The sequence below is a fragment of the Nocardia sp. NPDC058114 genome (genome assembly GCF_042884695.1).
GTDB lineage: Bacteria > Actinomycetota > Actinomycetes > Mycobacteriales > Mycobacteriaceae > Nocardia.
Window position 1 is genome coordinate 919516 of record NZ_JBHVTK010000001.1, and the last position, 25988, is coordinate 945503.

The 25988-nt window shown below is 69.2% G+C and carries 23 protein-coding genes; 8 read left to right on the plus strand and 15 right to left on the minus strand.

Annotated features, from left to right (window positions below):
- Positions 1–27: 27 nt before the first annotated feature.
- Positions 28–945 (minus strand): SMP-30/gluconolactonase/LRE family protein, encoded by a 918-nt coding sequence (locus ACFVVI_RS04180; protein ID WP_387443084.1) that lies wholly within the window; start codon positions 943–945, stop codon positions 28–30.
- A 206-nt stretch (positions 946–1151) separates the two neighbouring features.
- Here ACFVVI_RS04180 and ACFVVI_RS04185 point away from each other — a divergent pair, with 206 nt between their 5' ends.
- The gene (locus ACFVVI_RS04185) at positions 1152–2345 is read left to right on the plus strand and encodes a PucR family transcriptional regulator (RefSeq protein WP_378995345.1); all 1194 of its coding nucleotides are present in this window, start codon (positions 1152–1154) and stop codon (positions 2343–2345) included.
- 153 nt (positions 2346–2498) lie between these two features.
- Here ACFVVI_RS04185 and ACFVVI_RS04190 read toward each other — a convergent pair whose 3' ends face one another.
- Positions 2499–3149 (minus strand): TetR family transcriptional regulator, encoded by a 651-nt coding sequence (locus ACFVVI_RS04190; RefSeq protein WP_387443086.1) that lies wholly within the window; start codon positions 3147–3149, stop codon positions 2499–2501.
- A gap of 122 nt (positions 3150–3271) precedes the next feature.
- Here ACFVVI_RS04190 and ACFVVI_RS04195 point away from each other — a divergent pair, with 122 nt between their 5' ends.
- The 3 genes from ACFVVI_RS04195 (at position 3272) to ACFVVI_RS04205 (ending at position 6860) form a co-directional block, all read left to right on the plus strand.
- Positions 3272–4060 carry an SDR family oxidoreductase gene (locus ACFVVI_RS04195; RefSeq protein WP_387443089.1) on the plus strand — a complete coding sequence of 263 codons (789 nt, stop codon included), beginning with the start codon at positions 3272–3274 and terminating at the stop codon, positions 4058–4060.
- Between the two features lie 25 nt (positions 4061–4085).
- Positions 4086–5150 carry a diacylglycerol kinase gene (locus ACFVVI_RS04200; protein WP_387443091.1) on the plus strand — a complete coding sequence of 355 codons (1065 nt, stop codon included), beginning with the start codon at positions 4086–4088 and terminating at the stop codon, positions 5148–5150.
- A 72-nt stretch (positions 5151–5222) separates the two neighbouring features.
- Entirely contained in the window at positions 5223–6860 is a 1638-nt protein-coding gene (locus ACFVVI_RS04205) for an FAD-binding protein (RefSeq protein ID WP_387443093.1), read from the plus strand.
- Between the two features lie 21 nt (positions 6861–6881).
- On the opposite strand, the gene ACFVVI_RS04210 is transcribed toward ACFVVI_RS04205, so the two are convergent.
- On the minus strand, positions 6882–7856 hold the full coding sequence (locus ACFVVI_RS04210) for an alpha/beta hydrolase (protein ID WP_379316278.1): 975 nt from the start codon (positions 7854–7856) through the stop codon (positions 6882–6884).
- A 107-nt stretch (positions 7857–7963) separates the two neighbouring features.
- Between ACFVVI_RS04210 and ACFVVI_RS04215 the strand changes: the two genes are divergently transcribed.
- From ACFVVI_RS04215 to ACFVVI_RS04225, 3 genes are read left to right on the plus strand one after another with little or no spacing between them, the layout of a single operon-like run.
- Positions 7964–8815, plus strand: a complete 852-nt coding sequence (locus tag ACFVVI_RS04215) for an SDR family oxidoreductase (RefSeq protein WP_387443096.1) — start codon at positions 7964–7966, stop codon at positions 8813–8815.
- Positions 8812–9921, plus strand: coding sequence for a hypothetical protein (locus tag ACFVVI_RS04220; RefSeq protein WP_387443099.1), 1110 nt, complete (start codon positions 8812–8814; stop codon positions 9919–9921). The genes ACFVVI_RS04215 and ACFVVI_RS04220 overlap by 4 nt, the downstream gene beginning before the upstream one ends.
- 42 nt (positions 9922–9963) lie before the next feature.
- Positions 9964–10632, plus strand: coding sequence for a TetR/AcrR family transcriptional regulator (locus tag ACFVVI_RS04225; RefSeq protein ID WP_378995206.1), 669 nt, complete (start codon positions 9964–9966; stop codon positions 10630–10632).
- Positions 10633–10710: 78 nt separating this feature from the next.
- On the opposite strand, the gene ACFVVI_RS04230 is transcribed toward ACFVVI_RS04225, so the two are convergent.
- The 10 genes from ACFVVI_RS04230 to ACFVVI_RS04275 all read right to left on the minus strand — a co-directional run bounded on the left by ACFVVI_RS04230 (position 10711) and on the right by ACFVVI_RS04275 (position 22059).
- Positions 10711–11775 carry a hemolysin family protein gene (locus ACFVVI_RS04230; protein ID WP_378995204.1) on the minus strand — a complete coding sequence of 355 codons (1065 nt, stop codon included), beginning with the start codon at positions 11773–11775 and terminating at the stop codon, positions 10711–10713.
- The gene (locus tag ACFVVI_RS04235; RefSeq protein ID WP_387443102.1) at positions 11768–13123 is read right to left on the minus strand and encodes a hemolysin family protein; all 1356 of its coding nucleotides are present in this window, start codon (positions 13121–13123) and stop codon (positions 11768–11770) included. Before ACFVVI_RS04235 ends, ACFVVI_RS04230 begins: the two co-directional genes overlap by 8 nt.
- 284 nt (positions 13124–13407) lie before the next feature.
- A complete protein-coding gene (locus tag ACFVVI_RS04240; protein WP_387443105.1) occupies positions 13408–14844 on the minus strand; it encodes a GuaB1 family IMP dehydrogenase-related protein in 1437 nt (478 codons plus the stop codon).
- A gap of 52 nt (positions 14845–14896) precedes the next feature.
- Positions 14897–15757, minus strand: coding sequence for a DMT family transporter (locus tag ACFVVI_RS04245; RefSeq protein ID WP_387443108.1), 861 nt, complete (start codon positions 15755–15757; stop codon positions 14897–14899).
- Positions 15758–15877: 120 nt separating this feature from the next.
- Positions 15878–17332: a DEAD/DEAH box helicase gene (locus tag ACFVVI_RS04250; protein ID WP_387443110.1), complete on the minus strand. Its 1455-nt coding sequence runs from the start codon at positions 17330–17332 to the stop codon at positions 15878–15880.
- Positions 17333–17588: 256 nt separating this feature from the next.
- Positions 17589–18527 carry a M56 family metallopeptidase gene (locus ACFVVI_RS04255; RefSeq protein WP_067458647.1) on the minus strand — a complete coding sequence of 313 codons (939 nt, stop codon included), beginning with the start codon at positions 18525–18527 and terminating at the stop codon, positions 17589–17591.
- Positions 18528–18591: 64 nt separating this feature from the next.
- Complete coding sequence (locus tag ACFVVI_RS04260; protein ID WP_279537543.1) at positions 18592–18981, minus strand: BlaI/MecI/CopY family transcriptional regulator; 390 nt, start codon at positions 18979–18981, stop codon at positions 18592–18594.
- 62 nt (positions 18982–19043) lie between these two features.
- Positions 19044–19868: an ABC transporter ATP-binding protein gene (locus ACFVVI_RS04265; protein WP_387443112.1), complete on the minus strand. Its 825-nt coding sequence runs from the start codon at positions 19866–19868 to the stop codon at positions 19044–19046.
- Positions 19865–21001 carry a FecCD family ABC transporter permease gene (locus tag ACFVVI_RS04270; protein WP_387444454.1) on the minus strand — a complete coding sequence of 379 codons (1137 nt, stop codon included), beginning with the start codon at positions 20999–21001 and terminating at the stop codon, positions 19865–19867. Before ACFVVI_RS04270 ends, ACFVVI_RS04265 begins: the two co-directional genes overlap by 4 nt.
- An 11-nt stretch (positions 21002–21012) precedes the next feature.
- The gene (locus tag ACFVVI_RS04275; protein ID WP_378995194.1) at positions 21013–22059 is read right to left on the minus strand and encodes a FecCD family ABC transporter permease; all 1047 of its coding nucleotides are present in this window, start codon (positions 22057–22059) and stop codon (positions 21013–21015) included.
- Between the two features lie 110 nt (positions 22060–22169).
- Between ACFVVI_RS04275 and ACFVVI_RS04280 the strand changes: the two genes are divergently transcribed.
- A complete protein-coding gene (locus ACFVVI_RS04280; RefSeq protein ID WP_378995192.1) occupies positions 22170–22868 on the plus strand; it encodes a hypothetical protein in 699 nt (232 codons plus the stop codon).
- An 84-nt stretch (positions 22869–22952) separates the two neighbouring features.
- Here ACFVVI_RS04280 and ACFVVI_RS04285 read toward each other — a convergent pair whose 3' ends face one another.
- A complete protein-coding gene (locus tag ACFVVI_RS04285; protein ID WP_387443115.1) occupies positions 22953–24383 on the minus strand; it encodes a wax ester/triacylglycerol synthase family O-acyltransferase in 1431 nt (476 codons plus the stop codon).
- Positions 24380–25390, minus strand: coding sequence for an alpha/beta hydrolase (locus ACFVVI_RS04290; protein ID WP_387444456.1), 1011 nt, complete (start codon positions 25388–25390; stop codon positions 24380–24382). The genes ACFVVI_RS04285 and ACFVVI_RS04290 overlap by 4 nt, the downstream gene beginning before the upstream one ends.
- Between the last annotated feature and the right edge of the window lie 598 nt (positions 25391–25988).

Here is a 25988-nt window from a genome sequence, read left to right on the forward strand (position 1 = left end):
ACTGGCGGCGGGGGATCCCGCTGGAATTCAGGAGGGTCGGTGGGTGAGACCGAGGGCGGATTCGTCCAGGCTGCCCAGCACGAGCGTGCCGTTCGCCTCGGCCACGCCGGTGACCATCGCGTAGTCCGCGCCGTCGCGCTGCAGGTCGTGGACGATGGTCCCGGCGTGATCGACCGCGATCACCCAGGCAGTACGGGCGGGGCGTGGCCTGAGCCGATCGGGTACCCGCCACAACAGTTTTCGCGCGATCGCCGGTGCGGGCAGCAGGCGATCGAGCAGGGGATTGCGCGGTGCGGCCAGCGTGACCCAGATCAGTCCCTCGGAGCCGAGGGCGATGTTGTCGGGGAAGCCGGGCAGGTTCTCGATCAGCACCTCGCGAGTACCGGCTTTCGGGCCGCGCACCCAGTAGCGGTTGAGCCGGTAGGCCGCCGTCTCGGCGACGATCAGCGATGCCCGATCGGGTGCGAAGGCGATGCCGTTGGCGTACTGGAGGTTGTCCAGCAGGGTCGCGGTCGTCCCGTCGGGGGAATGCCGGAACAGGCGGCCGGTACCGGAATGCTCGAGCAGGTCGCCCATCCACAGCTCCAGCGGCCAACGGCGCGAAGACGCGGTGAAATAGACGGTGCCGTCGCGCGGATCGCCGACGACATTGCTGGCCATGTTCAGCGGGCCGTCGTCGACGGCACCCACCAGGACCTCGATCTCGGTACCGGTCCAGCGCAGCAGGCCGCGGTGCGCGTCGCAGATGAGCAGGGACCCATCGCCGACCGCGCAGAGCCCCAGCGGGCGGCCACCGGTGTTCGCGACCACCTCGACGCCCTCGGTGGCGATGTCGACCCGCAGGATCCGGCCGTCGGCGATGCCGGTGTAGACGAGACCGTCGGCGCCGAGAACCACATCCTCGGGGCCGGCGCCGGGGAGCTCGATCCGCCGGACCGGGGGCATCGGTGGCGTACTTCGGCGCTGCCCGGCGCGGGGAGTCGCCGTCGGTGGTGACCACCGAACGGGCGCCATCCCAGGTGCGGACCGAACACCGACGACCATGCGTGCCTCCCAGCGATCGAGCGCCGCCCGCTGCCGCGCTCTCTGTGCACATGCCATTCTTGGGTCCAGTCAGCGGCGTTGAAATAGGCGAGGAAACCGAGTTGACTGTGCATATGCACACCAGCGAGCCGGTGCCCGCGCTGGCGCTGGGACCGCACCGGCGCAAGATCGCGGCGCGCATCGCCGCGATGATCGCGGAGGTCGATCCGGCACTCAACGAGATGGCCGCGGACCTGACGCGGCTGTACCGCGACAACATCCCGGTCTACGACCAGGTCGACGCGGCCTCGATCGAGACCAACACCCGTGCCGTGTTGCGCATCGTCGTGGCGCAACTGGGCGACGAAGGAGCCGCGCACGCGGGGTTCGACGAGCTCACCACCCTGGCGAGAACCTGGGCAGACCAGCAGATCCCCCTGGATCTGGTGGCGCACAGCCTGCAGATCGGCGCGCGCCGGATCTTCGAGCTGATCCGTCGCCGCGCCGCCACGCACGGGGTGCCTGCCGCCGAGATCGACGAGATGCAAGACCTCACCTGGGAATGGGCGACCGCGTCCGCCACCGCCGTGCACCGGGTGCTGCGGGAGCGGGCCGTGGCCGGGGCCGCGCGGCGCGCCGACTTTCTGCGCAGCCTTGTCGACGGCACGGTAGCGCCCGCGGTGCTGCGCGCCGAGGCGCGCGATCACCGGCTCGATCCCGAGCATCGGTACCGGATCGCCTGCGCCGCGTGGAACGGTACCGCCGCGGCGACGGACCTGCTCGCCGCGTTGCGAGCGCGGGGTTCGACGGCGAAGCTCCCGGTCGTCGACACGGTCGTGGATCAGCATCTGGTCGCCCTGCTGCCGCGGACTCCGGACGCGTTGCCGGAGGGCAGCGTGGTCGCGGTCGGCTCCGCGGTATTGCTCGGTGATGCCACGGCGTCGTACCGGCAAGCGCGGCGCGCGTTCGATCTCGCGGTGCGGCACGGCAGGAGCGGCCTGGTCGATCTCGGATCGCTGGGCCCGCTGCCGCTGCTCGGGGAGGCCGAGGGCACCGCGCGACTGCTCGCGGACAAGCATCTCGCGCCGCTGCGACGCCATGCTGGGGCCGAGGAGATACTCGGCACGGTCGAGACCTACCTCGACTGCGATCAACGCGTCGACGACACGGCGGCCAGGCTGTACCTGCACCGCAATACCGTCCGCAATCGGCTCACGCGCTTCGCCGACCTCACCGGCCTCGATCTGGGCCGGACCGACGACCTCATCGTTGCCTGGTGGCTCCTGCACCGCGATCCGGACTCGCCTCCGCCGTCGCGCTGACCGGCGATGCGTTCGAGATCGCGCCGAGGTGCCGCGGTCGCCACCCGACGGCAGCGGTAGCCACCGGTGAACAGCACAACTGCTGGGCCGACGCTGTCAGGTGCCGGTGTGGAACGCCCGCCGGTGTCTGTCCGGCGAGTCGAGCGGGTGACGTCAGCTCACCCGGGCGTCGTGCGTCAGCACACCACCGGTGCTGACGGGGGCGGCGAGTGATCCGGCTAGCATGTCGATGATCTCTGCCCACACCTGTGTATCCGTGGCCCGTGCATCCCCTGCTTCGGCCGCACGTTCGTGATCGGCCAGGAGCGCGAAAAGCATGGTGGTCAGCGCCCGTAGCCGCCGAACCCGCAATCGTGGTGGCAAGGCGCTGAGCTCGCGGTCGAGGCCCTGCATGATGACGCGCACCGACGTGCGCCCCGCGCTGTCGAGATTGGTCGCATCCGAGATCGACGGATGGGGTTGGATCTGTTCGAGAAAACGCGCGTAGTGGCGAATTCCGTGCCGCTCGCCGAGCTCGAACATCGGCACCACCAAGGCTTCGAGCAATCCGTGCAAGCCTGGTGGCCGACCCGAGCCCGCTTGTTCGGCGAGCAATTCCAGCCGCCGCGCTTCCAATGTCGCCAGCCGGAACTCGACCACCGCCGCGATGAGCCCGTCGCGGGACCCGAAGTGATATTGGATCACTGAATTGTTTCGCTGACCCGCGGCAGCGGCGATATCGCGCAGCGGTACCGACCGTCCGTGCTCGGCGATCAGACGCTCCGCCGCGACGATGAGGCGTTCCCGCGCTGCTGTTGCTGCCACAGATCGAACAGTAGCCGTTCATCAACAGGATTGAGAAGTACTCATTGACAGTTAAGTGAAATCTCTTAAAGATGCAGTGTGACCGCAGCCACATGCGGCCATCTCAGAGAGGAGCTTGCACCATGATCCTGGATGCCTTCCGGCTCGACGGTCGCGTTGCCATCGTCACCGGAGCGGGCCGCGGTATAGGCGCGGCCACCGCGCTCGCGCTCGCCGAAGCCGGTGCCGACGTCGCCATCGCCGCCCGCACCACCGAACAGCTCGACGAGGTCGCCGGGAAGATCCGTGCCCTGGGCCGCCGTGCTGTGACCGTGACGGCGGATCTCGCCGACCTGGCCGCGGTGAAGGCCTTCGCCGACACCGCCGCCGCCGAACTGGGCCGTATCGACATCGTGGTCAACAATGTCGGCGGCACCATGCCCAATACCTTCATGACCACCTCCCCGGAGTTCCTGGAGGAGGCTTTCCGCTTCAATGTGTCCACCGCGCACGCGCTCACCCAGGCCGCGGTACCGCACCTGCTGGAGTCGGACAACGCCTCGGTGGTCAGCATCTCCTCGATGATGGGCCGCACCGCGGGCCGTGGCTTCCTCGCCTACGGCACCGCCAAAGCCGCTCTCGCGCACTGGACCAGGCTGGCCGCCACCGATCTGTCTCCACGCATCCGCGTCAATGCCATCGCGGTGGGGTCGGTACTCACCTCCGCGTTGGATGTCGTTGCGAGTCAACCCGAGATCAAGGCCGCGATGGAAGCCGCGACCCCGCTGGGTCGGCTCGGCGAGCCCTGGGAAATCGCGGCGGCCATCGTCTACCTCAGTTCCCGTGCGGGCGGCTACGTCACCGGCAAGATTCTCGAGGTCGACGGCGGCATCGAAAGCCCCAATTTCGAACTCGGCCTGCCCGACCTGTGATCCACTCCCGCGCAAAGGATCTGACATGACCTACCGTGTAATCCAATGGAGCACCGGAAACGTCGGTGCGCGAGCACTGCGTTCCATCATCGCCCGGCCCGAACTGGAACTCGTCGGCGTGTGGGTATCGAGCGCGGCCAAAGCCGGGAAGGACGCGGGCGAGCTCGCCGGGCTGTCCGTCGTCACCGGCGTCACCGCCACCACCGATGCCGACGCCCTGGTGGCCATGAAACCCGACTGCATCGTGCACACCGCGATGGCCGACGACCGGCTGATGGAATCGGTCGAGGACCTGAAACGGTTCCTGCGCGCCGGCATCAATGTGGTCTCCAGCAGCCCTGTCTTCCTGCAATACCCGTACGGCACCCTGCCCGACGAGGCGATCGCCCCGATCGTCGCGGCCGCCGAGGAGGGCGGTGCGTCCCTGTGGGTCAACGGCATCGACCCGGGCTGGGCCAACGACTGGCTGCCGCTGCTGCTCTCCAGTGGCTCCGAACGGATCGACCGCATCATCTGCTCGGAGATCATGGACTACTCCACCTATGACAATCCCAAGGTCGTCTTCGACATCATGGGATTCGGCAGTGACCTCGATGCCCTGCCCATGCTGCTGCAACCCGGCGTCCTCACCCTTGCCTGGGGCAGCGTCATCCGGCAGCTCGCCGCCGCGCTCGACATCGAACTCGATTCGGTCACACAACATTTCGAACGGTTGCCGGCCACCGGTGATCTCACCGTCGGCGACCGCACCATCGCCGCGGGTACGGCCGCCGCGCTGCGCTTCCAAGTCCACGGCATCCGCGCCGACCGCGAGGTGCTGACTCTCGAGCACGTCACCCGTCTGCACCCCGACCTGGCTCCCGATTGGCCACAGCCGACCGGAAAGGGTGGCTACCGCGTCGAAATCCAGGGCGAACCGGACTACCGGCTGGACCTGCAGCTCACCAGCGACGGTGACCACGCTCTCGCCGGTGTGGTCGGCACCGCTGCCCGACTGGTCAGTGCCGTCTCGGCGGTGGTCGAGGCCCGCCCCGGTCTGCTCACCGCCACCGATCTGCCCCTCACCACCGGCCGTGGACTGATGTCCTGACGGCCCGCTGTTCCGCGACTCGACTGGTGCCGAAAATCTAGAACACGTTATAGTTCGGCTGATCGGGCGACGATGCGGTCGGCCCGTGCTCGGAAGGGTGGACAAGTGCGGGCCTGGGATGACGCAGCCGATGTCGTGGTCGTCGGATACGGCGGAGCGGGAGCGGCCGCGGCGCTGGCCGCGCGGGAATCCGGCGCCGAAGTGCTGGCCGTCGACCGGTATCTGGGTGGCGGCGCTACGGCGCTGTCCGGTGGCATCGTGTACGCGGGCGGCGGCACCTGGGTGCAACGCGACGCGGGCATCGACGACGACGTCGACACCATGCTCGCGTACCTGCAGGCCGAGGTCGGTGACGCCGTGAGCGCCGCGACGCTGCGCCGATTCTGCGAAGAGTCCCCGGCGATGATCGACTGGCTGACCGGGCACGGCGTGCCCTTCCAGCCCTCGGTGTGCCCGTACAAGACGTCCTATCCGACCGATGACTACTACCTGTACTACTCGGGCAGCGAGAACTCCGGCGGTTACCGCGACCTCGCGAAACCGCGTCAACGCGGTCACCGCACGCACGGTCCCGGCGTCTCGGGCAAGGCGCTGTTCGGGCCGCTGGCGGCGTCGGCGGCCGAGCACGGCGTTCGCGTCCGGACCGGAACCAGGGCGACTCGGCTCGTTGTCGAGGACGGGCGCGTGACGGGCATCGAGGCGCTCACGATCGCCGACGCGCCCGCGGCGGTACGGCGCCGATTCGCCGCGCTCGCTCGGATCTCGGCGAAACCCGGTGTGTATCACCAGGGTTTGCGCCGGGCGGTGGAAAAGCTGCTGGCCCGGATCGAGCGCAGATACGGTGTGCCGGTCCGGATCCAGGCGAGATCCGGCGTGGTACTCACCACGGGTGGGTTCATCGCGAACGGGGAGATGGTCGCACGGCACGCCCCCGCGTATCCGTGGTCGCAGGGACTGCCGCTGGGGAGCGCCGGCGACGACGGCAGCGGCATCACCATGGCGCTCGACATCGGTGCGGCGAGCGGCAAGATGGACGCGCTGTCGACCTGGCGGTTCATCGCGCCGCCCAGCGCCTTCTTCGGAGCGATCGCGGTGAATGCCCTGGGCGAGCGCATGATCGACGAGTCTCGCTACGGCGCGGCCCTCGGCGCGGCCATCGCCGCCAGTCCGGGTCATCGCGCGTGGCTGCTCGTCGACGCGGAGCTGGAGGCCGAGGCTCGCGGTCAGATCGCTACCCAGTCGGTGTGGTTCCAGCGAATGCAGACCGAGCGTTTGCTGCGGATCGGGCGCGTCTCGGGGAACACCGTCGAGGAGGTGGCCGCCCGCGCCGGTATCGACCGGTCCGCCCTGCGTGCGACCCTCGACGCGCACAACCGTGCCATCGAGGACAACCGCCCCGATCCGCTGGGCAAGCCCGACGACATCCGCCGCCCGCTGCGCACCGGACCGTTCGCCCTGCTGGATATCTCGTTCAAGGCGCGGCTCACCTATCCGATGCCGATGCTCACCCTCGGCGGCCTGCTGGTGGACGAGGACACCGGCGCTGTGCGACTCGAGAGCGGGGGAGTAGTGCCGGGACTGTTCGCCGCGGGGCGCGCCGCGGTCGGGGTCTGTTCGAACTCCTACATCAGTGGCCTCTCGCTGGCCGACTGCATCTTCTCGGGGCGGCGGGCGGGCGCCCACAGCGCCCAGCCGCTGCTCCCTCGATGAGCACCCGCCGACGCCGGCTGATCAGGCGGGCATCCGATCCGGCGGGCCGCTCGCTCGCTCGATCCCGGTGACGAACGCGCTGACCTCGGCCAAGGCGGCGACTGCTTCGGGGACGGCCAGATAGCCGGCCTGGAAGACGTGGACTTGGCCGGGCCAGATCTGCAGGTCACAGCGCACGCCGACGCGGCGGGCGGTCGCCGCGAGGTGTTCGGCGTCGGCCTGCAAGACCTCGAGCCCGCCGACCTGGATGAGCATCGGCGCAAAGCCGGGGACGATCCCCGCCGCGACGTCCAGGCGAGGATCGGCGAGGTCTGACCCCGCCACGTACATGCCGACCAGCCGGTTGCCGGTGGTGGCCGAGGCGTACGGGTCGCGTACGCCCGGTTCCTTCGTCGCGGCCAGTCCGAAGGTGGGGTCGGCCACCGGGGAGAACAACACCAGCCCGGACGGTTGTGGAAGTCCGCGCCGGGCCAGCTCACCGGCGAGGGCCAGTGCCAGGTGCCCGCCCGCGGAGTCTCCGGCGACGACGATGTCGGCGGGTCGATGCCCGCGGGCGAGTAACCAGAGGTACCCACGCAGCGCGTCCTCGTGTGCCGCGGGAAACGGGTCCTCGGGCGCGAGCCGGTACCGCGCGGCGAACACGGGGCGTCCGCTCGCGCGACCCACCCGCCCCACCAAGCCGCGGTGGGTGCCCGGCGAACAGGAGAAGTAGGCACTGCCGTGCAGGTAGTAGACGACCGGCTCGTGTGGCTCGGGTACTGCGTTCACCCATTCGCCGCGGACCGCGAATTCGGTGTCCGCGTGTTCGTGGACGGGAAAACGCGCCACCGTCCAGGACGGCATGACCAGGCGCAACCCGTGCATTGCCGCGCGTCCGATACGGACGCCCGCGCGAGTGGCGGGAAGCCGCGAGCCCAGTCGGCGCACTGTCAGCAGCATGACCGCCGCCACGATTCGGCTGGCGCGCGACGGTGTCGCGCTGAGATTTCGATCCATGCCGTGCATCATCTCGGGAAACAGACCAACTGACAAGAACTCATGTCAAAACGCCCGATTGTCCTGTACTTTGTTGACATGATTTCATGTCAAAATTGGGACAGGCAATGAAAGGGCAGGTCATCGCGGTGACCGGCGGTGCGCGTGGGATCGGGAGGGAGATCGCCGCGCAGCTCGCCCGCGCGGGCGAGCGCGTCGCGATCGGCGACATCGACGAATCGGCGGCCCGCGCCACCGCGACGGAACTGGGTGCGCAGGTGCGGGGCTTCGGTGTCGATGTCGCCGACCGGGATTCGTTCGCGGCGTTCCTCGCCGCCGTCGAGCAGGTGTGGGGACCGCTCGAGGTGCTCGTCAACAACGCCGGGGTGATGTGGGTCGGCCCGTTCGATCGGGAACCCGAGGCGGCGCGGCGACGACAGTTCGACGTGAACGTGCACGGCGTCATCAACGGGGTGACCCTCGCCGTACCGGCCATGCGTGCGCGAGGCGCCGGGCACATCGTCACCGTGGCCTCCGCCGCGTCGAAGCTCGCCCCGCCCGGTGAGTCCTCCTACGCCGCGACCAAGCACGCCGTCTTCGGCTACCTGAGCGGGGTCCGCGCGGAACTGCGCGGCAGCGGGGTCGAACTCTCGGTGATCATGCCGACCGTCGTGGACACCGAATTGGCGACCGGCACCGCCACCGGCGCGGTGGCACTGCTCCAGCCCGCCGACGTTGCCCGCGCCGTCCTCCGGACGATCGAACGCCCGCGATTCGAGGTGACGGTGCCCCGCTACATCGGAGCGCTGCTGCGCGCGGTGAACGTGCTCCCGGCCGCCCTGCGCGACCGTGTCCTGCTCGGCATGGTCCCGGATCAGGTTGCCGCCGTTCATGATTCATCGAGCAGGGCCGACTATGAACACAAGGTCTGTGGCCCCACCGAACCTCCACCCACGCCGACGACAGGAAACCGGACATGACCACAACCGACGCTCTCGGCGGCATCCGGCCGATACCGGAGTTCGCCGGTGTCCACGACGTGTGGCCGCGCGGCGACCGGCTCGAGGCGGTGCGCGAAGGCGCGCGCCGCTACCGCGAGCGGTTCCTCCGGCAGGGGCAGGTGCGTGCGGTCAAGAGCTTCGACATCGCCGCCGCCCCGTATCCGCAGCGATTCGCGTTCCAGGGCTATTCGATCGGCCCCAACCCGATGATCTCGATCATCAACCGGATGTTCGTGGTCCAGTTCGAGGGATTCGACGGCGCGCTCCGAACGTTGGTCTGGGAGCCCACCGTCGCGGCCGGATCGGGCAAGGCCCCGTTCTACGCGAAACTGCAGAAGCTCTCGCGCACGCTGCGCGCGGAGTCGCTGTTCGTCAAGTACTACAACGATCCCGAGGCGGTGCTGCCCCGGCTGGGCCTGCGCAACGAGGATGTCGACTACGTCAGCTTCGACCATCTGCACGTGCAGGACATCCGCATGATCATGGGCAGCGACGTGCCGATCGACGGAGAGTCGGGCCCGCGTGACCCGCTGTTCCCGAACGCGCGGATGCTCGTGCAGCGCACCGAACTCGGCACGCTGGAATCGGTGCACCCGATGCAGTGGGCGTGGTACGTCGACGGCGGTATGGACGGCGTCCCCGCCGAGCGGCTGCAAATCCTCGACGGTGACGTCGAGTTGGGTGTCGGGGTGAGCCTGCTGTGGACACCCGGCCACACCGACGGGAACCACTCGCTGTGCGTGAACACGCCCGACGGTGTGTGGGTGTCCTCGGAGAACGGGATGGCCGCCGACAGCTGGCAACCGGAACTGTCCAGGATTCCCGGGGTCCGGCAGCAGGCGCAGTTCTACGGCCGTGAAGTCGTCCTCAACGCGAACACTCTCGAAGACTCGCTGGATCAATACGATTCCATGGTCAAGGAGAAGACCATGGCTTCCCGGTCACCGCGCGATCCGCGCTGGCTGCAAGTCATCGCCTCCTCGGAATGCGCGAACTGGAAGCGGCAGTGGCCGGTCGTGCCGACTTTCACCCACGGCGGACTCGACTACGGGACGATCGCGATCCCACCGCGGGCCGATGACTAGGATGGAGACCTTCTAGATCAGGTAGCCGGATGCGGGAGGACAGTGACCGAGACCGACGCTCCGTCCGGGAACCGAGCTCCGTCGCGCCGCTACGGTGGGCGGGACAAGGAGAGTCGAAGCGCTGAGCGTCGAGACGCTCTCCTCGCGGCCGGCCTGGAACTGTTCGGCACCATCGGCTATCCGGCGTCCTCGGTGAAGAAGATCTGCGACCGCGCGGGTTTGACCGAGCGGTACTTCTACGAGTCCTTCACTCATCGTGAGGCATTGCTGCGCGCGGTCTACGACGGTCAGATCGACCAGGTCCGCGCCGCGACCTTGGCGGCGCTCGCGGGTGCCGAACCCGATCTGGCTCCCCAGGCACACGCCAGTGTCGACGCCTTCGTTCGGACCGTGGCCGCAGACCCGCGCCGCGCCCGGGTCATCTTCATCGAGGTCGTGGGAGTCAGCGCGGAGCTCGAGGTGCACCGGCGCGCGGTCATGCACGAATTCGCCCAGCTGATCGCCGGTTTCGCCGACGCCTACTTCCATGTTCCCGCCACCGATCGCTTGGCGATCGCGGCAATGCTGTTCGCCGGCGGGATGACCGAGCTGATGGTGGACTGGACGCTGGCCGACGCACCCTTGCCGCTCGACGAACTGATCGACGTCGCCGTGAGCATTCTGATCCACGGCCTCGGGACCCTGGATCGCCGACCCGGCGACCAGGTGTAGCCGGGTCGGCGATCCGCCAGGCCCCTCGGCACACGAAAACGGCCCGACCGGTTGGTCGGGCCGTTTTCGCGATCCGGGTTATTCGGCGAGGCGGTGGGTTCCGTCGCGCACGGTGCCCACGAACTCTTCGATCAGGTCCTCCAGGGCGACCACACCGACGGTGTTGCCGCGGCTGTCGACCACCCGTCCCAGATGGCTGCTGGTACGGCGCAACCGGGCCAGCGCCTCGTAGAGCGGAGTTCCGGTGCTCACCGTGGGCAGCGGGCGGATGTCGGTCCGGGGGATGACGGTGTCCGGGCCCGCGTTGTCGTCGGCGACCTCGTCGAGGACGTCCTTGATGTGCAGGTAACCCACCAGGGAGCCGTCGGAGGCGGCGACCGGGTAGCGCGAGAAACCGGTTTCGGACACCGCTGCCTCGACCTCACCGAGGGTGGTGCCGTTGCCGATCAGCGGCACCGATCTGGCTTGGGCCAGCGGCACCATCACATCGCCGACGACCTGGTCGGAGGTGCCGAGGGCCTGCGTGAGCCTGCGGTGTTCCTCCTCGTCGAGCAGCCCCTCGGAGCGGGATTCGCCGATCATCTCGGCCAGTTCCACCGTCGAGACGGTCGCGTCGAGTTCGTCCTTCGGCTCGATGCGCATCATCCGCAGCGTCATGTTCGCGGCCAGGTTGTACAGCGCGATCAGCGGTCGGGCGATCCGCAACCACACCAGGTGGACTGGCACCAGCAGCAGTGCCGAGCGTTCCGGACCGGCCAGGGCGATGTTCTTCGGCACCATCTCGCCGAGCAGGATGTGCAGGATCACCACCACGGTGAGCGCGAGCGCGAAGCCCACCGGGTGCAGCAACTCATCGGGCAGGCCGAGCAGTTCGAACGGGCGCTCGATCAGGTGCGCGATCGCGGGCTCGCCGACGCGGCCGAGCAGGATCGAGCAGATGGTGATGCCCAGCTGAGCCGCGGCGAGCATGATCGACAGGTTCTCACCCGCCTCGATCACCGTCTGGGCCTTCTTCTTGCCTTGGGCGACAAGGGCTTCCAGCCGATCACGGCGGGCGGAGATGAGGGCGAACTCGGCGGCCACGAAGAACGCGTTGCCCGCCAGGAGTACGACGGTCAGCAAGATTCCGAACAGGTCACCCATGAGCGTTCTCCCGTGCCGAAAGGGCGGCCTCGTCGACGGGGATCAACCGCACCCGGTCGATGCGCCGTCCGTCCATCCGTTCCACCCGGGCGATCCAGCCGCCCCCGGAACCGCGGGATTCGGGCAGCACCGCCTCGTCGCCGGTCACCGGAATGCGGCCGAGCTGGGCCAGTACCAGCCCGCCGAGGGTTTCGTATTCGCCCTCGGGTGCGTCGTAGCCGGTCGCGCGCGACACCTCGTCGATGCGCATCAGACCCGAGCAGTCCCAGCCGTCGGAGACCCGGCGCACATCGCGCTCCTCCTCGTCGTGCTCGTCGCGCACGTCGCCGAGGATCTCCTCGATCAGGTCCTCCATGGTCACCATGCCCGCGGTGCCGCCGTATTCGTCGACGACCAGAGCCACCTGCATGCCGTCGGCGCGGACGCGCTCGAGGACTTCGTCGCCGTCCAGGCTGGCGGGCACGATCGGCACCGCGACGGCGAGGTCGCTGAGCTGGATCTGCTTGCGCAGCTCACCCGGGTGGGTGAACGCCTGCTTGACGTGCACCACGCCGAGGGTGTTGTCGAGGTCGCCGTCGACCACCGGGAACCGGGAGTAGCCGGTGCGCGCGGCGGCGGCGATGAGATCGGCGATGGTGTCGTGGCGGTCCAGCGATTCGACCTTCACGCGCGGTGTCATCAGGTCCTCGGCGCTGCGCTCACCGAATTCCAGCGAGCGGTCCATCACCTGCGCGGTGCGCTGATCCATCGCGCCACGCATGGCGGAGGTGCGCACCAGCGAACCGAGTTCCTGAGGCGAGCGGGCCGAGCGCAGTTCCTCGGCGGGTTCGATGCCGAGCCTGCGGACCACCCAGTTGGCGGCGCCGTTGAGAAAACGGATGAGCCACTTGAACAGGGCGGAGAAGCCGATCATCGGACCCGCGGTGAGCCGGGCGACCATCATCGGCTCGGCGATCGCGATGTTCTTGGGCACCAGTTCGCCGTAGATCATCGACAGCGAGGTCGCGATGATCAGGGCCAGCGCCAAGGCGACGCCGTGCGAGGCGTTTTCGCTCAACCCGATGCCGTCCAGCAGCGGATCGAGCAGCCGGGCCAGAACGGGTTCGGCGATGTAGCCGGTGATCAGCGTCGTGATGGTGATGCCGAGCTGAGCGCCGGAGAGCTGGAACGACAGGGTGTGATGGGCCTGTTTCACCAGGCGTGACTGGGTGTCACCTTCCCGAGCGGCCGCTTCGACGGTGCTGCGTTCCAGTGCGGTGAGGGAGAACTCGGCGGCGACGAACAGTGCCGTTCCGAGAGTGAGTGCGACAAAGCCGAGCAGGCTGAGCACGGTCAGAACGATGGACATCCTCAGCACCACCCGAGTGGGGGCGCGGTAGGGAAACCGGGGGATCGAACGGACGCTGCGGAAAGGAGGACGCCGGGTTTGTCACCCGGCTCCGTAGAGGAGCCCTCCTGTGTGGCGCCCTTGGACGCGGGTGACAACTGGATCCTTTCGAGGCGGGAGTCGAGCATGTGCCGTGATCGGCAAGTCCATAGTAATCCGTGCCCACCCATGATGCGTCAGCGGCGCGGCCCCGGCACGCCGACGGCGGCCGATCGAAGGGTTCGATCGGCCGCCGCGGGCGCGGTTCACCAGCCGCTGGGTAGCGGCCGGCCTTCGGCGAAGCCGGCGGCGGACTGCACGCCGAGCACGGCCTTGTCGTGGAATTCCGGCAGCGAGCGAGCACCGGCGTAGGTGCACGAGCTGCGCACACCCGAACAGATGTGGTCGATGAGATCCTCGACGCCGGGACGCTCGGGATCCAGACGCATCCGCGAGCTGGAGATGCCCTCTTCGAACAGTGCTTTGCGGGCGCGGTCGAAGCTGCTGTCGGCGGCGGTACGAGCGGCGACAGCACGCTTGGACGCCATGCCGAAGCTCTCCTTGTACTTGTTGCCGTCGCGGTCGATGCGCAGGTCGCCGGGGGACTCGTAGGTACCGGCGAACCAGGAACCGATCATCACGTTCGACGCGCCCGCGGCCAGCGCCAGCGCCACGTCGCGGGGGTGCCGGACGCCACCGTCGGCCCACACGTGCACGCCGAGTTCCTTTGCCGCGGCGGCACATTCGGCCACGGCAGAGAACTGTGGGCGACCGACGCCGGTCATCATGCGGGTGGTGCACATGGCGCCGGGGCCGACACCGACCTTGATGATGGTCGCGCCGGCCTCGGCCAGATCGCGGGTGCCCTCGGCGGAGACCACATTGCCCGCGACCAGGGACAGGCCGAGACCGAGATCGGCGACGGTGCGCAAAGATTCGAGCATTTTGGTCTGGTGGCCGTGCGCGGTGTCGAGGACGAGCACATCGGCACCCGCCTCGGCCAGGGCCTTCGCCTTGGCGGCCACGTCGCCGTTGATGCCGACGGCGGCGGCGACGCGCAGCTTGCCGTTCGCGTCGACCGCGGGGGTGTAGATGCCGGCGCGGACGGTGCCGGTGCGGGTCATCACGCCCGCGAGGGTGCCGTCGGGGTGGGTGAGCACCGCGAGCTGGGCGTGGGCCTCGGCGAGGCGGTCGAAGATGTCGCGCGGGGACGCCTCGACGGCCACCTGGACGAAGTCGGTGAACGCGACCTCGCGCAGGCGCGCGAACCGGTCCACATCGGCGCAGGCGGCCTCGGTGACGACGCCGACCGGCTTGCCGTCCTCGACGACCACGACGGCGCCGTGGGCGCGCTTGTGCATCAGCGCCACCGCGTCGGACACCGAACGATCGGGGTCGAGAGTGACGGGGGTGTCGGCGGTGAGCGAGCGGCTCTTGACGAACGCGATGGTGTCGGCGGCGGCCGGGATCGGCAGATCCTGGGGGAGCACCACGAGGCCCCCGCGGCGAGCGACGGTCTCGGCCATCCGCTTGCCCGCGACCGCGGTCATGTTCGCGACCACGAGGGGGATGGTGGTTCCGGTCCCGTCGACGGTGGCCAGGTCCACATCGAACCGGGACGCGACATCGGTCCGGTTCGGGACCAGGAAGAGGTCGTCGTAGGTCAGGTCGTACGGCGGCTGGGGTCCCGGAAGAAATCGCACTCGGTCGATAGTAGCCCTGTGAGTACCGCGGCGGGCGAATCTCGGCGACGCGTCAGGGCGTCGGCTCGGCGGTGACCGCTCGGGTGTGACACAGCGCCACGGTCGCCGCGCACATCACCGCGACGCAGGCGCCGACGACGACCAGTCCGAAACCGCTGGTGCGCAGCTGCTCATCGAGGGCGGTGAGACCGAGGAACGCCGCGGCCAACGGCTCGGCGATCGTGGCCGCGGGCAGTGAGGCCGACAGCGGTCCGGCCTGGAACGCGCGCTGTTGCAGGTACACGCCGAGCAGTCCCGCGGCCACCAGCGTCCAGGTCTGCCACCCGCCGAGAATCGCGCCGATTCCGTCGCCGAACAGGGTGACCACGCGGTCGGTGAGTGCGGCGGCGATACCGAACAGGGCGCCACCGGCCAGACCGAGCGCGAGCGCTTTCCCCGATCGATGGCTGACGATCAGGCCGGTGACGGTCGCGGCCACGATGACGCCGAGCAGAATCGCCAAGGGCGCCAACCACTCTCGGAAGGGCGCGGTGTCCTCGCCCGCCGTCGGGTTCCCCACGATCAGGAACAGCGCGAGCGCGGCGACGAGGATCAGCGCGATCGTGGCGGCGCGGGCGGTGATCCGCTGCCCGTTCAGCCGCGCCGACAGCGGCAGCGCGAAGACCAAGGCGCTCACCAGAATCGGTTGCACCACCAGCACCGCGCCGAATGCCAGCGCGAGCACCTGCATCGCGTAACCGCCGCCGTCGCCGACGATGCCGGACCACCAGCGTGGGCTGCGCAGCAGGCCGCCGAGCAGCGAGGTGCCCGCGGGAACCGCCGCGGCCGCCCGCTGCTGGGCCACGGCGCCCAGTGCGATCAACATGGCCGCGATCAGCGCGCACACGATGGTGGCGATCTCATGGTTCGTCACGGGCTCAGTGTGCGGGATCCGGCTTTCGTCCGCGCTGATCCCGGCGCGCAAGTCGCCCGGTTGGCGAGAGCTGGAAACAGGCGCGTGGCCGAACCGTAATCGGTTCGGCCACGCGGAAATTCAGTTTGCCGTGCGGTTGCGGTGCGCGGCCGGAGAGGCCGGACGCGCGGCGCGACGACGAGAATTCGTCGGCGTGTCGCCCGTGCGGGCGTGTCCGCCGGAGCGGGTACGCGGCTCGTGCGCCGGACGCTCGCGGCGCGGTGCGCCGCCACGGCCCGCTTCGGCGGCCGGGGCGCCACCGGCGCGCGGACGGCGAGTACGCCCGCCGCCCCCGTTCGCAGACCTGGCCGGCTGCGCGGGCGCGACCGGCGCGGCCAGCGCGATTCCGCTGGGCTTGCGGGCGCCGGTGATCTCCACCAGGTTCCGGTCGCCGGGGCGCACGTCGACACCGTCGGTGCGCACGCCCGCCTTGCGGGTCATCGCGGCGACGTCCTTGCGCTCCTCGTCGGTGACGAGGGTGACCACGACACCGTCCTCACCGGCGCGCGCGGTGCGGCCCGCCCGGTGCAGGTAGGCCTTGTGCTCGGCGGGCGGGTCGAAGTGCACGACCAGCGAGACACCGTCGATGTGGATGCCGCGCGCGGCCACGTCGGTGGTGACCAGTACCGGCACCGACCCGTCGGCGAAGGCCGCCAGCGTGCGGACGCGGTTGTTCTGCGCCTTGCCGCCGTGCAGCGAGCCCGCGTCGACACCGGCGCCGCGCAACTGCTTGGCCAGGCGGTCGGCGCCGTGCTTGGTGCGCACGAACATGATGGTCAGGCCCTCGCGCGCCGCGATCTCGGTGGCCACGGTGCGCTTGATGTTCTTGTCGCGCACATAGAGCAGGTGATGGGTCATCGTCGAGACCGAGGCCTCGGCGGGCGCGGTGGAGTGGGTCACCGGGCTGTGCATGTAGCGCTTGACCAGCTTGTCCACGTCACCGTCGAGGGTGGCCGAGAACAGCAGGCGCTGACCCCGTTCGGGGGTGCGGTCGAGCAGGCGGGTGACCTGGGGCAAAAAGCCCATGTCGGCCATGTGGTCGGCCTCGTCGAGCGCGGTGATCGTCACGTCCGACAGGTCGGCGGCGCGCTGCTTGATCAGGTCGTCGAGGCGGCCCGGGGTCGCGATGAGCAGGTCGACACCGCGGGCGAGGCGGTCGGCCTGACGCTTGATCGGTGCCCCGCCGACGACGGAGGCCACGCGCAGTCCCAGCGAGCGGGCCACGTCTTCGAGGGCCTTCTCGATCTGGGTGGCGAGTTCGCGGGTCGGCACCAGCACCAGGCCGCGCGGGCGGCCGGGCTTGGACTGCGAGCCCTCGGCCAGGCGGGTCAGCATCGGCAGGCCGAAGGCGAGGGTCTTGCCCGAGCCGGTCGGGCCGCGACCGAGCACGTCGCGCCCGGCGAGGGCGTCGCCGATCGTGGCGGCCTGGATGGGGAAGGGCTTGTCGATGCCGGCGTTGCGCAGGGTCTGCACCAGCGCGACGGGCAGGCCGAGTTCGGCGAAGGTCGGTTCGTTGGGCACGGCAGAGTTGGTCAAGGTGGCCTTTCGTTGGGCTGCGAATCGCGCCGAACGATGATCGGCGCCGATTACCCGAATACGCGCCTCGGCGTGAGCGGGGTGCGGCCCAGCAGGAAGGACCGGTCTCCCAGGATAGGCGTCTTCGGGGCCGGTTGGGTAAACAGGCTGGTCAGGGAAGCGTTTGTGGCAAGGCTTGTTCCGCTGCGGCGGCTGTGGCGTCGGTGCCCTCGTCGCACCGGCCGTGCGGTACGTAAGCGGAAGGCGGATCGCCAGGTCAGCCGCGCAGGAGCCGGTTGAGCTCCTGGAGCCACGGCACCGCCACGGCCAGGGTCGGGACGACCAGAATCGCGGCCGAGCCGAGGTAGGCGGCGGTGGCGACTCTCACGTCTCCGGTGCTGCCGGCGAGCCGTTGGATGCGGATCAGCGTGCTCGGTCCGCCCGCGGCGAGCGCACCCTGCGGGGCGGTGGACTTGGCGCAGGCGATCAAGGCGCGGGCGAGCGGCTTGGGCCCGGTGACCTTCACCGCGGAGTCGTCGGCGAGCAGTTCGATCAGCAGCTTCACCTGGCCGAGCGCGGCTCTGCTGCGGACCACGCGGGGAAAGGCCTCGTGCACGGCGGTGAACGCCTCGAGCACGAGATCGTGGCGGGCGCGCAGATGCGAGCGTTCGTGGCTCACGATGGCGGTGATCTCGGCATCGTCGAGGCTGGACAGCGTGCCCTCGCTGATCACGACCCGCTGGCGAAGGCCGGGCAGGCAGTAGGCGATGGGTTCGGTGGCGGCCAGCACGCGGATATCGGCGGCGCGGCGCACCGGGCCACTTTGATCGAGCAGGTCGACCAGCATGCGATGGCGGGAGCGGCGGCGTCGGGTGTGCACACCGACCCGCACGATCGAGAACATCAGCCGGGCGCCGACCATCAGGGTCAGCGCGAAGACCAGCACGTAGAGCGTCCACAGCGGCAGACCGAGCGCGTCGATCTCCTGGGTGGGCGAGGTGGTGGGCCTACCGTCGGGGCCGGGGACGAGCAGCAGGCTGGCGATGGCCAGCCCGGATCCGAAGGCGCTGAGCACGGCGGCCAGCGCGATCGCCTGCCACAACACCAGGGCCGCGCGCGGGCTGCGGTGCACCCAGGTAGCGCGACTGAGCAGCGCTGGTACCGGCCCTGCGAGAAGCAAGGCGAGACCAGCAAAGACTGCCGCGGTTGCGTTCATCGACTCTGCTCACTGCGTTGTGGGGCCAGGGGCGCTCACTCCATTGTGAGAGCCGCCAGGGAGTCTAGCCGCTGTTTTCGTCGGATTCGAGCTTGGCGAGCGCCTCGCGCAGCGCATCGGCTTCGTCCTTGCCGACCTGCTCCACGAAATGCACCAGCGCCGCGGCGCGACTACCTGCGGCGTCGGCCTGTTGCAGGGCGTCGACCATCAGGCTCGCGACGAGTTCGTCGCGGCTGTGAACCGGTGCGTACCGGTGCGCGCGATCGTCGCGTCGCTGAACCACCAGGTCCTTCTTCGCCAGTCGTTGGAGCACCGTCATCACCGTGGTGTACGCGAGCTCGCGCCGCGCGGCCAGCGCTTCGTGGACCTGCCGCACCGTCAGTGGCTCATCGGCCGACCACAACTGGTCCATGACCGCTTTTTCGAGTTCGCCGAGACCTGCCATCCCACCGATTTTACGGCCTCAACGACAAACATGCGTACTACAGATTGTCGTAACGGGGTGTTTGCTGTGTGTCATTCGTCATACCCGACCGCGCCGTGCACGTGCCGGGTGCCGATCGGGACGATCATCGGCCGCCCCGAGACCGGATCTGTCAGGACGGTGGCCTCGAGCCCGAAGACCTCGGCGAGCAGTTCGGCAGTGACGATGTCGGCCGGTTTGCCTCGCGCCACGATCGCGCCCGCGCGCATCACCACGAGCTCGTCGCTGTAGCGGATGGCGAGGTTGAGATCGTGCAGCACCATCACCACCGTGCGCCCGAACTCGGCGTGCAGGCGGTCGACGAGGTCGAGGACTTCCAGCGAGTGCGCGAGATCGAGGTAGGTGGTCGGCTCGTCGAGGAGCAGGATGTCGGTGCCCTGGGCCAGCGCCATGGAGATCCAGGCGCGCTGACGCTGGCCGCCGGAGAGTTCGTCGAGGGTCCGGTCGGCCAGGTCGGCGATACCGGTCTGGGCCAGCGCGGCCGCGACCTCGGTCTCGTCGTCGGCCGACCACTGCCGCAACCAGGACTGATGCGGATGACGTCCCCGCGCGACCAGATCGGCGACGGTGAGCCCTTCGGGCGCGACCGGAGTCTGCGGCAGCATGCCGATCACCCTGGCCACGTCCTTGGTCTTCATCGACGAGATGGCCTTGCCGTCGAGGACGACCTGTCCCGCGCTGGGGCGCAGCAGCCTGCCCAGCGATTTCAGCAGTGTCGACTTACCGCAGCCGTTGGGGCCGATGACCGTGGTGACCACGCCGGGCGCGATGTCGAGGCTGAGCTCGTCGACGATCACCCGCTCGCCGTAGCCGAGGGACACGGCGTCGGCGGCGAGGCGATGAGCGGGGCTGGTCATGAGAGCGTGGCCTTCCGATTCATGCGGACGAGCAGGTAGAGCAGGAACGGTCCGCCGAGCGCGGCGGTGACGATACCGACCGGCAGGTCGACGGGCAGGAGTGCGCGCGAGATGACATCGGCCCCCGCGACCAGTGCGGCACCGGTCAGCGCCGAGGCGATCAGGGGCTCACCCGCGGTCCGCAGCGCCATTCTCGCGATCTGCGGTGCGGCGAGGGCGACGAATCCGACCGGCCCGACGGCGGCGGTCGCCACCGAAGCCGCCACGACCGACGCGCCGATGAGCAGTGCCTGTTGCGACTGGATCCGCACACCGAGCACTCGGGTCGAGTCCTCGCCGAGGCGCAGCGCGGCCAGCGTGCGCGCCGACACCAGCGACACCACGGTCACGACGGACAGCGCGATGAGGGCGGGCACGACCCTCGACATGTCGGCTCCGTTGAGCGACCCGGTGAGCCACAGCTGGGCACGGGCGGCATCGGTCAGGCTGGCGCGGGTGAGCAGCCAGCTGATCACCGACATCAGGACCGCGTTCACGCCGATGCCGATCAGGACGAGCCGGAACCCGGTGACCCCGCGTTCGCCGCCGCCTCCGCGGCCCCAGGCCAGTAGATAGATGACGACCGCGGTCATCAGGCCGCCGGTCAGCGCGGCGATCGGGGCTCCCACGGTCGCGACCAGTCCGGTTGTCGCACCACCGCTGCCGACCAGCACCGCGACGGCGCCGACGCTGGCGCCGGTGGTGATGCCGAGGACGTCCGGCCCGGCCAGTGGGTTGTGCAGGATCGACTGCATCAGCGCGCCCGACAATCCGAGCGCGGCTCCGACGACCACGGCTGTCAGCGCCCGTGGCAATCGTGATTCGATGATGATGAAGCGCTGTGATCGGGTGCCGCCACCGCCGAGCACGTCGAGGACGCGTCCCAGGGGGATAGGGGTATCACCGACGGCGATGTCCAGGCAGAACAGTGCGAACACCGCGACCGCCAGTGCCACGACGACGCCGAACACGACCGGCCGCAGCACCAACGACACCGGCCCGACCCGCAGTGCGGGTCGCACCCGGCGCAGCTCGGTCACTGCCCGGTCGGCGTTCGCGGGTTCGGCGGCGACCCGGTCGGCGGCCTTGCCCATCTCGACCCCACTCACAGCGCCACCAACTTCTTGCGACGCACCAACGCGATGAAGAACGGCGCGCCGATGGCGGCCAGCATCACCCCGACCTGGAGTTCGCCGGGCCGGGCGATCACCCGCCCGGCGACGTCGGCGACGAGCAGCAGCAACCCGCCGAGCAGCCCGGAATAGGGGATCAGCCACTTGTTGTCGGGTCCGGTGATGGTCCGGGCCATGTGTGGAACCACCAGCCCCAGAAACGCGATCGGCCCGATCGCCGCGGTCGCCCCGCCGCTGAGCAGCACCACCGCGAGCAGGCCGAAGGCCCGCGCCCGGGTGACGTCGACGCCGAGTCCGCGGGCGACATCGTCACCGAGGCTCAGCAGATTCAGGCTGGGTGCCGCGGCCATGGCCATGCCGAGGCCGATCACCAGAAACGGCAGGACCTCCCAGAACACTTCCGCTTCGCGCCCGGCCACGTTGCCGACCACCCAGAACCGATAGGTGTCGAGCGCCGCGTTGTCGAGCACGATGATCGCGTTCGTCATCGCCTGGAGGAAGGCGGTCACCGCCGCGCCGGCCAGGATCAGGCTCAGTGGACTCGCCTTGCCCCCGCCGATCGAGGAGACCCCGAACACGATCACCCCCGCGATCGCCGACCCGGCGAAGGCGAACCAGATGTATTGCGCGGGTGCGGTGAACCCGAACAGGAAGATGCTCAGCGCCGCGAGAAAACCGGCGCCCGCATTCAGTCCTAACAATCCGGCATCAGCGAGCGGATTCCGGGTATACCCCTGGATGAGCGCGCCCGCGACGCCCAACGCCACTCCGGCGAACAGGGCCAATGCGGTGCGCGGCAGACGCAGCTCACGCACGATTTCCTCGGCGGTGGAGCGGGCCGGGCAGTGGAACGGGCCGCCGACGCAGCCGAGGGCGTGCGTGACGGCGTCGAACACCGTGGTGGGTGCGAGCGAGCGGGTGCCGATGGCAATGCTCGCCACCACCGCCACGGTGAGCAAGACAACGAGCAGCAGAAGCCCGGTCAGACGACGACGTCTGACGGTGCCAGGGTGGATCACGGCGACGAACTTCTCCTGCCTCGAAACCGGACACGACTTGTGAAGTCTGGTAAGCCTAACCTATGTTCCGAGACATCATCGTCACGGGAACCAACGTTCGAGGAGGTTCGATGTCCGAGCCCGTCACCACCGCTACGTCCCGCACCACCGCCGCGTTCGACCGCGCCTGTGCCAGGTTGCAAGCGCTGCAACCCGAGCATCCGCGCGTGTATGCCGTCGCGGCGATGAGCGGGCAGGGCAAACGGCGATGGTGGCATGTGCCCAACGGGCTGTCCGAGGGCCGCGTCGAGCTGATGTACCGACGGCACGCCGCGGAGATGATCAACGACGAGATCGCCGCCGAAGTGGTGGCCACCGCGCTCATCCACGCCGTGGCGGGCCGCGTCACGGCACTGTTCGTGATGGACGCGCACGCCTGGGATCCGGGCCGCGACAACCTGTGGATCCACCACGACAACGACGGTGGCATCGACTGGGCGGGCTTGTCCGACACCACGATTCGCGTCGTCGACTGCGATCCCGAGCCGGGTGCGGTCGCCTTCCCCTGTGAAGCCGCCATGGCGGTTTGGCTCGCCCAACGCTGCGCGTCGTCGCTGATCCCGCTGCAATCGGTCCTCACTCGCTGCTCCGGTCTGCCCGCTCGCCGGTTCTGGACCCTCGTGGGCGAATCCATCATCGGCGCGGCGACCTACGTCCCCGATCTGGCACGCGCCGATGTCTCCGCGGGCGCGCGCCGTGGCCAGCTCCTGCTCGGTGCCTTCGAGGAACGCGGTCTCCCGGTGCGCCGCAGCAGCTGCCTGCAGCGCTAGTCATATCTGGACGGTTGATCATCAGGATCTCACGTCGGTATCCGCCGCGCGAATCCGGTGATCGCGGATACGGGCGGCCGCCGCTCAGACGCTGGTCGGCGCCGCTTTTCCGAGGGCGTGCAGGGCGGCGGCCAGTGCGCAGAACGAGGCGAGGATCAACTCGCCGTAGTGCTCCGGGTCCGGCATCATCGCGGCGTTCGTCGTGACCGCGATGACGATCTCCTCACCCTGCGAGGTGATCAGGTGACGCAGGCCGTCGCCGTCGAGGATGGGCAGTGACCCGACCGCTCGACGAACCGGCCTGTCACAGAAGACCAGGGTGTCGGTCACCGGCGGCACGTTGCTGATCGTGGTGTTGCAGAACGGCACTGTCGCCGCGTCGTCGAAACGCCGTTGCGCCCTTGCCCATCCGGCGGCGCGCAGCAGCAGCGCGGGCGCGGTCTGCACCCGCCGGTCGGTGCGTTGCACCACCGGGTCGGCGGTGCGCTGTTTGGCGCGGCCCGCCGACTGCTGAATCGCGGTCAGCCGCTCGATCGGGTCGGCGATATCGGTGTGCAGGTCGACGATCATCTGGCTGAGCTGATTCGCCGAATCCCATTCGGCGACACCGCGCATCGACATCGGCACCATGGCGGCCAGCGCGCCGTCGGGTGTTTCGTCGTGCTCGGCGAGGTAGGTGGCCAGTGCGCCGGAGATCGTCGTGAGCATCAGGTCGTTGATCGTGACCCGGTAAGGCGCCGCGGTTTTCGCGGCGAGCACCTCCGGCATCGGGATCGGCAACAGGTGAAAGGTCAGCTCCGCACCGATGTCCCGGTTGAATCGGGTGGCCGGGCGCTCGGCGACCGGATCGTGGACGGTACCCGCATCGATCAGGGCCCGCAGCTCGTCCTGCGCCTTCCGCGCACGGCGCAGACCGGCGACGAAGCGTACCGGCGCCGCCGCGAGCGCGCCCGCGGTGCGTGCCGCGGTGGTCAGCGGCCGCGCCTCGTCGAGCCGGATCGCGGGGGCGGGTTCGGTGCCGAACAGCCGCCGCTCGAGTGCCCGGGTCGCTACGCCGTCGCCGACGCTGTGGTGGAACTTCAGCGCCACGACCGTGGTCGTGCCCGGCATCGCCGGTACGCCCTCGACGCGGTCCAGCACATGGACCTCCCATGGTGGTCGTGTCAGATCCATCCGGGCGGAGGTGATCTCGGCGATCCGGGCGCGGGCGTCGTCCCACGAACCGGGGAGGTCCAGGGTGACGTGGTCGCGCACCGACAGGGTCGGGTCGGGCTCCCAGTACGGCAGATCGAGATCCATCGGGACGCGCCGCAAGCGCCGGTGGAACAGTTCCGCGTGCCCGATGCTCGCGCGCGCCCAGTCCAGTACCTGGGCGATCGTCAGCGGGGCGTGGCCCGACGCGTCGGCGAAGTAGACCGCGACGATGTTCGACAGATGCCGGTCGGTCTCGTCGTAGACGAACACCGCGTCGCGCGGACTCAGTCGCCGGGAGCCCACCCGGAGTTCGGCGCTCATATGCCCAGGGCTGTCGCCATCATCGGCCAGGAGGCGTGGAGGTCGTCCTCCCAATAGCCCCACGAGTGGGTACCGGTCGGTCGGATGTTGTAGGTGATGTTCGTGCGGCCGAGCTCTCGGGTGCGCTGCGCCAGATTCGCGGTGCAATACGCCGTCGCTGCTTCGATACCGCCGCCGACGAGCATTTGATTCGTGAGAATCGAAGTCGGATTCTTTCCGTTGATATGCACGCGCGGATTCGACAACGTGTCGTGTGGTCCCGGCAACCCGGTGCCCGCGGAAATATAGATCGGGATATTCGGCAAACGATGGGCTTGCACGTAGGGATCGTGCTCGCGCCAGGCGGCGTCGGTCTCGGGACCCCACATGTTCTCGGTGTTGCCGCCGCCCATCCGCACGACGAGGGAGACGAAGGCCCGGCCGATCGGATCGCTGGTCATCGCGCACCCGCTGTACGCGGAGACACTGCGGTACAGGTCGGGCGCCTGGATCGCGAGATCGAGGACCGAGGTTCCCGCCATCGAGATACCGGCAAGGGAGTTGACGCCGTCGGTGCCGAAGGCGGCGTCGATCACGGGCGGCAGCTCCCGGGTGAGGAACGTCGTCCACATGTTGTTGCCGTTGTTCTCGAGGTTCTTCGCCAGGCCGGCGTCGGGTCGCTGCCAGTCGGTGTAGTAGCTGAACGCGCCTTCCATCGGGATGACGACGTTGACGTGTTTGTCCGCGAAGAACCCACCGGCATCGGTCTGACCGGGCCAGTTGGCCGAATCCTCGCCGCCGCCCGCGCCGTTCAGCAGATACAGCGTCGGTGCCGGGGTCGAGGTGTCGACCGGCCGGAGCACCCGCAGGGCGATCGTGCGATCCATGGCGGGGGAGTAGACGCTGATGTCGGCGACCTGGCCGGACTGCGTCTGGCTCATCAGGCGCGCGCCGGGCGCGGCCGAAGCCTGCGCGCGGTCGACGAACAGGGGCGTCGAGGCCACAGCCAAGACGCAGATGGCCGACATGATCGCGCGGAGCATTTCGTTCTTCATGGTGTTGCGAGCCTGCTGACTTCTCGGGGCGGAAGCGGGGCCGGCCACGCCGTGGCCGACCCCGCTTCCGCGCTGAACTACCTGCGCTGGATCTACTTGCCCGGGGTGGGCGTGCCACCGCTCACGCTGATCAGCGCCTGGATGAAGGGCAGAGCCGCGTCGCTGAGGCTGCCGGCGCCGGTCTGCATCAGTTCGTAGAGGGAACCCATGTCTAACTCCTGGTGATGAGGTGGATCAGGCTCGGTGAACGAGCCGAAGTGCCGATGTGGGCCGGGTTTACGGGAAGAAGGCTGCTACCGAACCCAGGAAGGCGGCGAGCAGGCCGTCGCCTTCGGCCGCGGAACCCAGTCCGGCGATGGCGGCCATCATGATCTCGGTCAGTGAACCCATCGTAAAACTCCTTGCTCGTGTGAAAGGTCTGATCACAGCCGGATAAATGGCTGTGAAGTGTCGGGAATCGACGGCGATTGCCCGCTCGGCCAGTGGTTATGCGCCGCCGATGGGCGTGCCGCCGCTCAGGCTGATCAGGGCGTCGACGAACGGCAGCGCGCCGTTGCCGAGGCTGGCCATC

What these genes read in the sequence shown, in the direction of transcription:
- ACFVVI_RS04180 (WP_387443084.1), bottom strand. Translation starts at nt 945, where the DNA reads ATGCCCCCGGTCCGGCGGATCGAGCTCCCCGGCGCCGGCCCCGAGGAT.
- ACFVVI_RS04195 (WP_387443089.1), top strand. Translation starts at nt 3,272, where the DNA reads ATGATCCTGGATGCCTTCCGGCTCGACGGTCGCGTTGCCATCGTCACC.
- ACFVVI_RS04200 (WP_387443091.1), top strand. Translation starts at nt 4,086, where the DNA reads ATGACCTACCGTGTAATCCAATGGAGCACCGGAAACGTCGGTGCGCGA.
- ACFVVI_RS04205 (WP_387443093.1), top strand. Translation starts at nt 5,223, where the DNA reads ATGCGGTCGGCCCGTGCTCGGAAGGGTGGACAAGTGCGGGCCTGGGAT.
- ACFVVI_RS04210 (WP_379316278.1), bottom strand. Translation starts at nt 7,856, where the DNA reads ATGGATCGAAATCTCAGCGCGACACCGTCGCGCGCCAGCCGAATCGTG.
- ACFVVI_RS04215 (WP_387443096.1), top strand. Translation starts at nt 7,964, where the DNA reads ATGAAAGGGCAGGTCATCGCGGTGACCGGCGGTGCGCGTGGGATCGGG.
- ACFVVI_RS04220 (WP_387443099.1), top strand. Translation starts at nt 8,812, where the DNA reads ATGACCACAACCGACGCTCTCGGCGGCATCCGGCCGATACCGGAGTTC.
- ACFVVI_RS04230 (WP_378995204.1), bottom strand. Translation starts at nt 11,775, where the DNA reads ATGGGTGACCTGTTCGGAATCTTGCTGACCGTCGTACTCCTGGCGGGC.
- ACFVVI_RS04235 (WP_387443102.1), bottom strand. Translation starts at nt 13,123, where the DNA reads ATGTCCATCGTTCTGACCGTGCTCAGCCTGCTCGGCTTTGTCGCACTC.
- ACFVVI_RS04255 (WP_067458647.1), bottom strand. Translation starts at nt 18,527, where the DNA reads ATGAACGCAACCGCGGCAGTCTTTGCTGGTCTCGCCTTGCTTCTCGCA.
- ACFVVI_RS04265 (WP_387443112.1), bottom strand. Translation starts at nt 19,868, where the DNA reads ATGACCAGCCCCGCTCATCGCCTCGCCGCCGACGCCGTGTCCCTCGGC.
- ACFVVI_RS04270 (WP_387444454.1), bottom strand. Translation starts at nt 21,001, where the DNA reads ATGGGCAAGGCCGCCGACCGGGTCGCCGCCGAACCCGCGAACGCCGAC.
- ACFVVI_RS04280 (WP_378995192.1), top strand. Translation starts at nt 22,170, where the DNA reads ATGTCCGAGCCCGTCACCACCGCTACGTCCCGCACCACCGCCGCGTTC.
- ACFVVI_RS04285 (WP_387443115.1), bottom strand. Translation starts at nt 24,383, where the DNA reads ATGAGCGCCGAACTCCGGGTGGGCTCCCGGCGACTGAGTCCGCGCGAC.
- ACFVVI_RS04290 (WP_387444456.1), bottom strand. Translation starts at nt 25,390, where the DNA reads ATGTCGGCCATCTGCGTCTTGGCTGTGGCCTCGACGCCCCTGTTCGTC.